Below are 7375 nucleotides of genomic sequence, written 5' to 3'. Positions count from 1 at the left end.
CCAACTGCCAACTGCCAACTGCCAACTGCCAACTGCCAACTGCCAACTGCCAACTGCCAACTGCCAACTGCCAACTGCCAACTGTCAACTGCCAACTGCCAACTGTCAACAGTCAACTAACTTCATCCTTCCAACAATTCCGTAGCATTTGTGCAGGGCAGCCAGAGCACGTAGCGATATCCAGATTCCGGGGTTCCTTGAATTGAGAGTTGACCGCCTTGAATTTCCACCAATTGGCAGCAAAGCAGCAGCCCCAAGCGTTCCCTGGCCCCGTAACCAGCTAACACCGGTGCGCTATCCTCGGCATTCTGGGCCACCAAAGCCGCCAACTCAGAAAACGCCAGCGTTAATCGCTGCACACCCTGTGTCGGGAGTTGCGGTTCGAGTCCGGGGGAGTCGGTTTCGGAGTTCGATGGCGAACCGCTACCCGATCCGACCTTCAACAAGTAGTCGGTGTAGAGTTGAGCATGGGGTAAACTTTCCCCTAACCAAGGATGAAAAACCCAAACTCCGATGTTGATACCGTCTTCTTTCCGAGAAACGTGGACTCGAATCACGCTGCCTGCCCCAGCAGATTGAATAATGCTAAAAATTAAGTGGTGCAGCATTTGCTGAACCTTATCTTTATCTACCAACCAGATGCGCGCTCCGGGCCCCATCGACAAATTAATTTCTTGCTCTCGTCTACTTGTCGCCGAGGACAGGATTGTCACAACCTGCTGGCACAAAGTTTCTATATCGACTGCGGTTCGCTTCAAGGTGAAAGCGGAATCATCTAGTTCTGCCAGTTCCAAAATTTCTTCAACTAGCGATCGCAAAGAGCGGCTGCTGTCTTGGATCACGTCAATATATTCTTTTTGCTTGCTCGTTAATGGGCCATAAATTTCTTGTTTCAACACGCTTGCCATGCCGAGGACAGAAGTGAGCGGTGTGAGCAATTCCTGCGCTAAATTATTTAGCAGTTTTACCTTAATTGAGTTAGTAGACAAATCGATAGGTTTGTTAGTCATTGGTAATTTTTATTGGTTCATTGTCGATCGAGCGTTTGCGGTTCATTAGACCTATTCCCAAAGTTTATAACAATCTGTTTATAATTCACCACAAAAAAACCTAGTGAAGAAAAATATATATTCCTTCTTCGCAGGAAGCTCTTCCTTATCTGACTAATTAAGATTTAATCATTGCTTCTAAAGCTGATTGCAAGTCTTGAGTGAGTTCGGCAACTGCTAACCTGCGGCTGGTTTGATATCCCTCCCAACGATCGCTCACTGATATCGGTTCGCCCACGGTCATTTGTACCTGCTGTTTGCCCAACTTGGGGCGGCCGAAAGGATTTCCCCCTTTGATGCGAGCCAGTACGTCCCACAGCAGTAAAGTTGTTTCGGCCAAACGTTCTGCTGTTAGCTTTTCTTCGACGTACCTGCCAGTGACGGACACGAAACTTTCTACAAGTCTCATGTGCCACATCCGAAGACTTGCTTCTTCAGCGAGGCGATCGGCTAATCCTCTTTCTAAGGGAGAAAGTGCTGCAATATCTTTGATATCTTCTCGATAAATATACTCCCAGCCTGCTTGTTCAAGACGGCGGCAGCGGTCTATTAAACTGCCTTTGGGCTTTAAGTTGAAATATTCTTCTCCTACTTGCAAACCCACGTCTAACAGTGCTTTCAGTCGAGCCATCATTACTTCATTGCCAGAATCATTTCCCGTTTTGTTGGGGAGCGATAATGAGGTTAAAATAGATGTTTCTGGGTGTATTTCTTTATGATAAAAACGGCTGTAAAACTCTTCCATTACTGACAGTAAATGGCTACCCAGTCGAATCAGGCGCAGATATTGGAATTGGTGATTTTGGTTGTCGGGAGCTGGATTTGTGGTCTCTAAATTAGCGAGATCGGTGCGTTCTAATGGCGGCAGTCCGCAATCAATTTCTAATTGAGTTAAAAGTTTTTCTAGGGGTTGCCAAGGTGGATTGACATAGCGGTATTGAATGCCGATCGGCACAATTAAAACTTTTTCAGTGCGTCCGGCTTTTAGCAAATCTTCAACGCACCAGAAGCCCATTTGAGCAATTCCCGGTTCGAGGGGGCTAACTATTTCATTGTGACCGTTGGTGGCGCCTTCTGGGGCGGCGGCGATCGGGAATTGGCTGTTGACAAATAAATCGCGGGCCGATCGCAATCCGACGCGATCGATTTTACCGCGAACGATCGGAGTGCCACCGAGTTGGGAATACAGCCAGCCGACTCCAGCACCGGCCCACAGGGGAATGCCGCGATCGTAGATAAAGTGGGAATGTACCGGGAATTGCAGGGGAATGCCTTTGGCCCGCGCCGCCTGGGGAACGAGTTTCCAAATTAGTTGTCCCAAACAGTAGGGATCGTCTGAGTTGGGGTGGCGGAAGGCTAGCAAGAAGCGAACTTTCTGATTTTGAAATTGGTGGAATAGTTCGGCGAGGGTTTCGACGTTTTCGGCTTGAATGTGGCTGATATTCGTCCGAAATCGCAGCCACCAGGGGAATATTTGCTTACAACCTTGCATCACTAGCGGGTTGTAGGCTGGGGGTATGAATTCCAGCGGCGGCTGAACTTGGCTAATTGAATTGGGCATTTTGCGATTTTAAATTTTAGATTACTAGGCTGCGGTAAAAACTGCCAATTTTTACAATGCTAATGTTTTTTTTATTAACCGCAGAGGACGCAGAGGACACAGAGGAAGAGAGGAGATAGCAGGGCGTGTCAACTTAAGGTCAAAAGTATTGCCCGTCACGGATCGGATATCATGTCGAGTCGATCGACCACAATATTTTGTTCGGGGCGGGTTTACGGGATTTCTGGCTTATATTACAACTTGGGGGTGAACCCGCCCACACAAGAATTAGGATTATTTTACAGGACTCGATATGAAACCATCATCTTTTTCACCAAAAAATGGGGTTTGAAGCCCCGTCATAAGCTTGACGGCTTTAATTATAAAACTTTGTTAAAATATCTAATAAATCCTCAGCTAAAGTTTATAATTTAGACAGGCAAGTAAGAACAACCATCTACGTGTTGAAACGATTTCATAAGGTGAAACTCCTGGGTTGGATCGCTACTCGGCAATGCCGAGCCTGTCCAAACACGTAATAGTGAGTCGTTGAGCGTACCTAACTGGATTATTGATGGAATCAGAAAGCGATCTAAAAACAAAAGTAAGCGCAACAGCAATACTTCTCGTGCAAGTAGTTGTTTCGAGCGTGTAGATGCGATTTGACAGCGCGTTTAAGACTTAAGTCTTAAGAATCTCCGTGGCTTTAGCCCGGAGAGTGTCAACCCCCTGCCCTTGACAAGGGGGAGTAGGGGGTCAATCGATTTTAGATTTTAGATTTTAGATTTTAGATTAAAGGATTGAAGCATTGACCCCACGGATAAATTCGGGGGGCAAGTTTCATCGGATACACATTTTTTATTTCTGGACGGATAAATTCGGGGGCTTGTATCCTGGATGCTTTCGGTCAGAAACTCGACTAAAAACGAGATTTATCCTCAGTTCCAGCCTTCAACGCAGATTTTTGCACTCTAAAATCTAGAATCTAAAATCTAAAATCCTATTGTGCGGCTTCAAATATCATTTCCTGGAAGTTAATGACATCCGATCGCGGATCGCAGTGGGTGACTTTGACTTCTAGCCGATCGCCTATTGCCACCGATCGACCAAATCGCATTGCCAATTCTAAACCCAAATCTTCCAATAAAATCAATCCGAGATTGCTGTCTTCCCTCAGCCAGCGCAGCATTAAAGCTTCCCAAACTTCATCGGGGTTGCGCCGCAAATATTCCAATCCCCAATAGCGGTTAGTTTGGCGTTCGACGGTGGATGCTTCTTTAACTGCGGTGCCGAGACACATCACAATGTCCTGTATTTCTTGGGCCGAAAAAGGCAGTGGTTCGCCCCGCAGATGGGCTTTGATTTGGAAGTGAGCCAGCAAGTCGGTATAGCGGCGGATCGGGGAAGTAACTTGAGTGTATAATTCCAAACCCAAGCCCGCGTGGCGTCCGGGGGTCAGCCCCATTTCGCTGCGAGGCATACAGCGGCGCACGGCGCAAGCGCGGGCGGGGCCTGCGGGCACGGCTAGCAGTTCTTCATCGGGAGGGAGTTCGGGCTGTGGCTGATAGCGGTAGGGTATGGGCAGGCTATGAGCTTGACCGTAGCGGGCGGCTAGTTCGCCGGCTAAAATCATCATTTCGGCTACTAGCATCCGGGCTGTGGAGTCGTCGATGACGTGGATTTTGATGTCGTCGCCGTTGACTTTGATGACGGATTCTGGCATGAAAATGCTGATTGCGCCTTGGGCTTCCCGCCATTTTTGCCGCAGTTTTGCTGCAGAGGCGATCGCTGCTATTTCCGGTTCTGCTTCGATTCCCAACTCCAGCATTTCGTCTACGTCATCGTATGTCAAGCGGTAGGTGGGTTTTATGGTGCTGATGTGGATGCTGTAATCTTGAGCCGCGCCGATTTCGTCTAAGGTGACGCTGAAGCTGAGCGCGCTGCACTCTTTGCCTTGAATTAAACTCATCGGCCCGGTTGCCAAAGCTGGGGGAAACATGGGGATCATTCCCGTGGGCAGGTAAACCGTAGTGGTGCGCTTTCTGGCTTCGAGGTCGAGTTCGTCTCCGGGGGAAAGCAAGCGGGTGGGATCGGCGATGTGTATCCAGATCCGCTGCTGGCCGTTTTCGAGGAATTCTAAGCTGAGGCCGTCGTCGATTTCGGTGGTGCTTTCGTCGTCGATCGTGTAAACCTTGAGGTGAGTTAAATCGAGACGATTTGTGTCCGAGTCGGTTGGGGGATTTTCTAGGCAGCGTTGGGCCACTTCTAATACCTTTGCGGAGAATTGTAGGGGAATTTGGCTGCGCCGCAAAAACAGGTTTTCGTGGGTACTCCAGAGGCCGAGCTCGACTAGGAGGCCAAAGGCTGCTTCGGGGTTTTCGGATCGTTGTAAGCTGGCTAAAGTTTCTAAGGCTGGGGTGCGGTGCGTTGCTTCTTCTCCGAGGAGGGCAAAGCGTTCTAGGGCGTCGAGGCGAGTTCGATCGCTATTTTCCCAATCTACATTTTCTCCTGCCAGCCGCTGTTTGACTCGATCCCAAAATCCTTGGGATTCTTGGTGTCGCTGCTGTTCTACTTCTTGCTGGTGTTTGATTTCGGCTACTTGGGCTGCCGATCGCGGTTCGTAGCGATCGCCCTTTTGTTTAAAATACAGTTTGTCTGTTGATAACAAACAGTAAGCCGCGTAACACTGGGCCGCACTACTCTCAGAAAATAACAGCTTTGCCAGGGATTCGGGATCTGCTGTTTCTCCGTCACCGACTAAAAGTTCCCAAGCGACTTCCAAACTCGACGGATCTGAGTATGCTTCTACTTCTTTGAGAAATTTGGGAATATCGGAGGGTTTGTAAGTTTCTCCGACTACTTCGTAGGTGATTTGTTTGGGCGGTATGCTGTGCGGTTGACCGTTTTCGTCTACCACCACCCAGTTTTTCTTGCCGTCGGGGCGATCGGCAACTGCCAGACGGCGGTCGCCGTGCACTCTAAATTCTACTAACGTTCCCTTCTCCACTTGCCAGCTTTATATTTGAGATTTTGGATTTTTACAGTAGCCACTTATCGAGTTTCGAGCTTGCGATTTTAGATTTTGGATATTGGCAATTTTTCTGGTCAATTGTGAAAGTTAAAATCTCAAAAGTTGTTCTTTCTTCTTGCTTTTTTTTTAACTTTTGACTTGTGATTAAGACTTGCGCTGCGGCGACTCTTAACCCTATTTCACGATTATTTCGCTGCATTCTTGCTGCACTTTTAATGGCAGAAAGACGTTGTTTTCGCGCAAGTCTTATTCCCAGTCCAAAATCTAAAACCCAAAATCCCAAATCCTGTTAACCTTCTTGGTTTACGAAGGGCATCAAAGCTACAATTCTTGCTCTTTTGATGCTTCTGGTCAGGTCTCGCTGCTGTTTGGCAGTCAAACCGGTAATCCGGCGGGGCAAGATTTTACCGCGTTCTGTGACGTATTTTTTGAGCAAATCGACATCTTTGTAGTCGATCGGGTCTCCTGGTTTGATGGGCGAAACGCGCCGGCGAAAGTAAGTCATGGTTTGTTTTTTGTTGACTGTTGACTGTTGACTGTTGACTGTTGACTGTTGACTGTTGACCAATAACAACTGACAACTGACAACTGACCACTGATCTACTTGATCTCTTTGTGGGCAGTGTGGCTGTTGCAATGGGGGCAGAACTTTTTGAGTTCCAGCCGCGCCGTCGTGTTGCGACGGTTCTTGGTGGTGGTGTACCGAGACACGCCTTTTGAGCGTTTGCTTACGTTAGTACGGCACTCAGTACACTCTAGAGTAATTATGATGCGGACGCCTTTAGCCATAATTCTAAATAAATTTCGACTAATTTAAACACAATTTATTATCTTCTCACATTGCTCTGCACTTGGTCAAGCAATCTTCTAACTTTGATGTCGAGGGAGTAGCCGCGGCGGGTTCCGACGACCATCGTCCCGCCGATGCGATCGTGGAAAGCTTGGGGAAACCTTTCGCCGGAGTTGAGGGCAACGCTACAGTCGATCGCCAGGGGCAGCATCAGCAGCAAGACGGCGGCGTTGGTAGAGGTGAGCCCAGCTATACCTGCGAAGGCTAAGGCGGCGCAAAAGCCCAGCAATGCTTCGCGCTTGCACAGTTCTTGCACTCCGGGAGTCCGTAGGAATCTGGTATCGGCAACTTTCATGTCCAAAGCCCAGCGCCCAATACTTTGACCTTGGTTTTTCCTGACGATGGCTACGCGCAGGATCAGCCACAGCAAAACAAAAAATATGGTTTGGGCGATCGCATTATTGCCCAGAAGCAAACTGGGCAGCCAAACTGCGATTCCGTCGATGCAGAAGGCTGCTGCGCGGCGGCCGACGGATACTTTGGGAAGGAGGGGTACTAAATCGGAACTCATAGGCAAAAAGGTCGATCGCTACTAGCTACTTTTTCATATTAAGCTCTCGATTAATCGATCGGCATCAATGGCGCGTAACTCAAGTTCCAAGCCCACCGCTAATTATTCAAGCGGAAAATGGATTTTCGCCGATTCCCAACTGCTTTTTCGAGTTTTCCACCTCTTCCCAGAGTGCTTGTATCTGAGTAAATGCCTGTTCTACAGAGATTTTACCGTTAGATGTCAAGGAACTGATGTAACCCACTCGCTGAGAAAACTCTTGTAAATTCGCATTAAATACTAAATTCTCTGGCTTTACTTCACCGTAATAGCGAGTTTGAGGATATAAAAAATTTGAATTGGCTACCATTGCTTTAACCTCGCATGAAAACTTGTTTCCTGAACTAATCAATAT

The 7375-nt window shown here is 48.0% G+C and carries 8 protein-coding genes; all 8 read right to left on the bottom strand.

Annotation, left to right across the window (positions count from 1 at the left end):
• Window positions 1-122: 122 nt before the first annotated feature.
• The 8 genes from QUB12_RS19470 to QUB12_RS19435 all read right to left on the bottom strand — a co-directional run bounded on the left by QUB12_RS19470 (window position 123) and on the right by QUB12_RS19435 (window position 7330).
• Window positions 123-1010 carry a histidine kinase dimerization/phospho-acceptor domain-containing protein gene (locus QUB12_RS19470; protein WP_333308033.1) on the bottom strand — a complete coding sequence of 296 codons (888 nt, stop codon included), beginning with the start codon at window positions 1008-1010 and terminating at the stop codon, window positions 123-125.
• A gap of 157 nt (window positions 1011-1167) precedes the next feature.
• Window positions 1168-2610, bottom strand: coding sequence for a 1-acyl-sn-glycerol-3-phosphate acyltransferase (locus QUB12_RS19465; RefSeq protein ID WP_333308032.1), 1443 nt, complete (start codon window positions 2608-2610; stop codon window positions 1168-1170).
• 979 nt (window positions 2611-3589) lie between these two features.
• Window positions 3590-5596 carry a ribonuclease R family protein gene (locus QUB12_RS19460; RefSeq protein WP_333308030.1) on the bottom strand — a complete coding sequence of 669 codons (2007 nt, stop codon included), beginning with the start codon at window positions 5594-5596 and terminating at the stop codon, window positions 3590-3592.
• A 31-nt stretch (window positions 5597-5627) separates the two neighbouring features.
• The gene (locus tag QUB12_RS19455; protein ID WP_333308029.1) at window positions 5628-5903 is read right to left on the bottom strand and encodes a hypothetical protein; all 276 of its coding nucleotides are present in this window, start codon (window positions 5901-5903) and stop codon (window positions 5628-5630) included.
• Between the two features lie 6 nt (window positions 5904-5909).
• Window positions 5910-6125: a 30S ribosomal protein S18 gene (gene rpsR / locus QUB12_RS19450; RefSeq protein WP_006631377.1), complete on the bottom strand. Its 216-nt coding sequence runs from the start codon at window positions 6123-6125 to the stop codon at window positions 5910-5912.
• 95 nt (window positions 6126-6220) lie between these two features.
• On the bottom strand, window positions 6221-6409 hold the full coding sequence (gene rpmG / locus QUB12_RS19445) for a 50S ribosomal protein L33 (RefSeq protein WP_006631376.1): 189 nt from the start codon (window positions 6407-6409) through the stop codon (window positions 6221-6223).
• Window positions 6410-6447: 38 nt separating this feature from the next.
• On the bottom strand, window positions 6448-6981 hold the full coding sequence (locus QUB12_RS19440; RefSeq protein ID WP_333144942.1) for an RDD family protein: 534 nt from the start codon (window positions 6979-6981) through the stop codon (window positions 6448-6450).
• Between the two features lie 106 nt (window positions 6982-7087).
• Window positions 7088-7330, bottom strand: a complete 243-nt coding sequence (locus QUB12_RS19435) for a DUF7219 family protein (RefSeq protein ID WP_333144943.1) — start codon at window positions 7328-7330, stop codon at window positions 7088-7090.
• Window positions 7331-7375 lie beyond the last annotated feature (45 nt).

Origin of the sequence: Microcoleus sp. B7-D4 (assembly GCF_036705125.1) — a bacterium.
Lineage (GTDB): Bacteria > Cyanobacteriota > Cyanobacteriia > Cyanobacteriales > Microcoleaceae > Microcoleus.
Note: the sequence above shows the minus strand (reverse complement) of the source record. Positions and strands in the feature narration are given on the sequence as shown.

Coding starts and splice junctions, on each gene's coding strand:
- QUB12_RS19470 (WP_333308033.1), bottom strand. CDS start 1,010: ATGACTAACAAACCTATCGATTTGTCTACTAACTCAATTAAGGTAAAA.
- QUB12_RS19465 (WP_333308032.1), bottom strand. CDS start 2,610: ATGCCCAATTCAATTAGCCAAGTTCAGCCGCCGCTGGAATTCATACCC.
- rpsR (WP_006631377.1), bottom strand. CDS start 6,125: ATGACTTACTTTCGCCGGCGCGTTTCGCCCATCAAACCAGGAGACCCG.
- rpmG (WP_006631376.1), bottom strand. CDS start 6,409: ATGGCTAAAGGCGTCCGCATCATAATTACTCTAGAGTGTACTGAGTGC.
- QUB12_RS19440 (WP_333144942.1), bottom strand. CDS start 6,981: ATGAGTTCCGATTTAGTACCCCTCCTTCCCAAAGTATCCGTCGGCCGC.
- QUB12_RS19435 (WP_333144943.1), bottom strand. CDS start 7,330: ATGGTAGCCAATTCAAATTTTTTATATCCTCAAACTCGCTATTACGGT.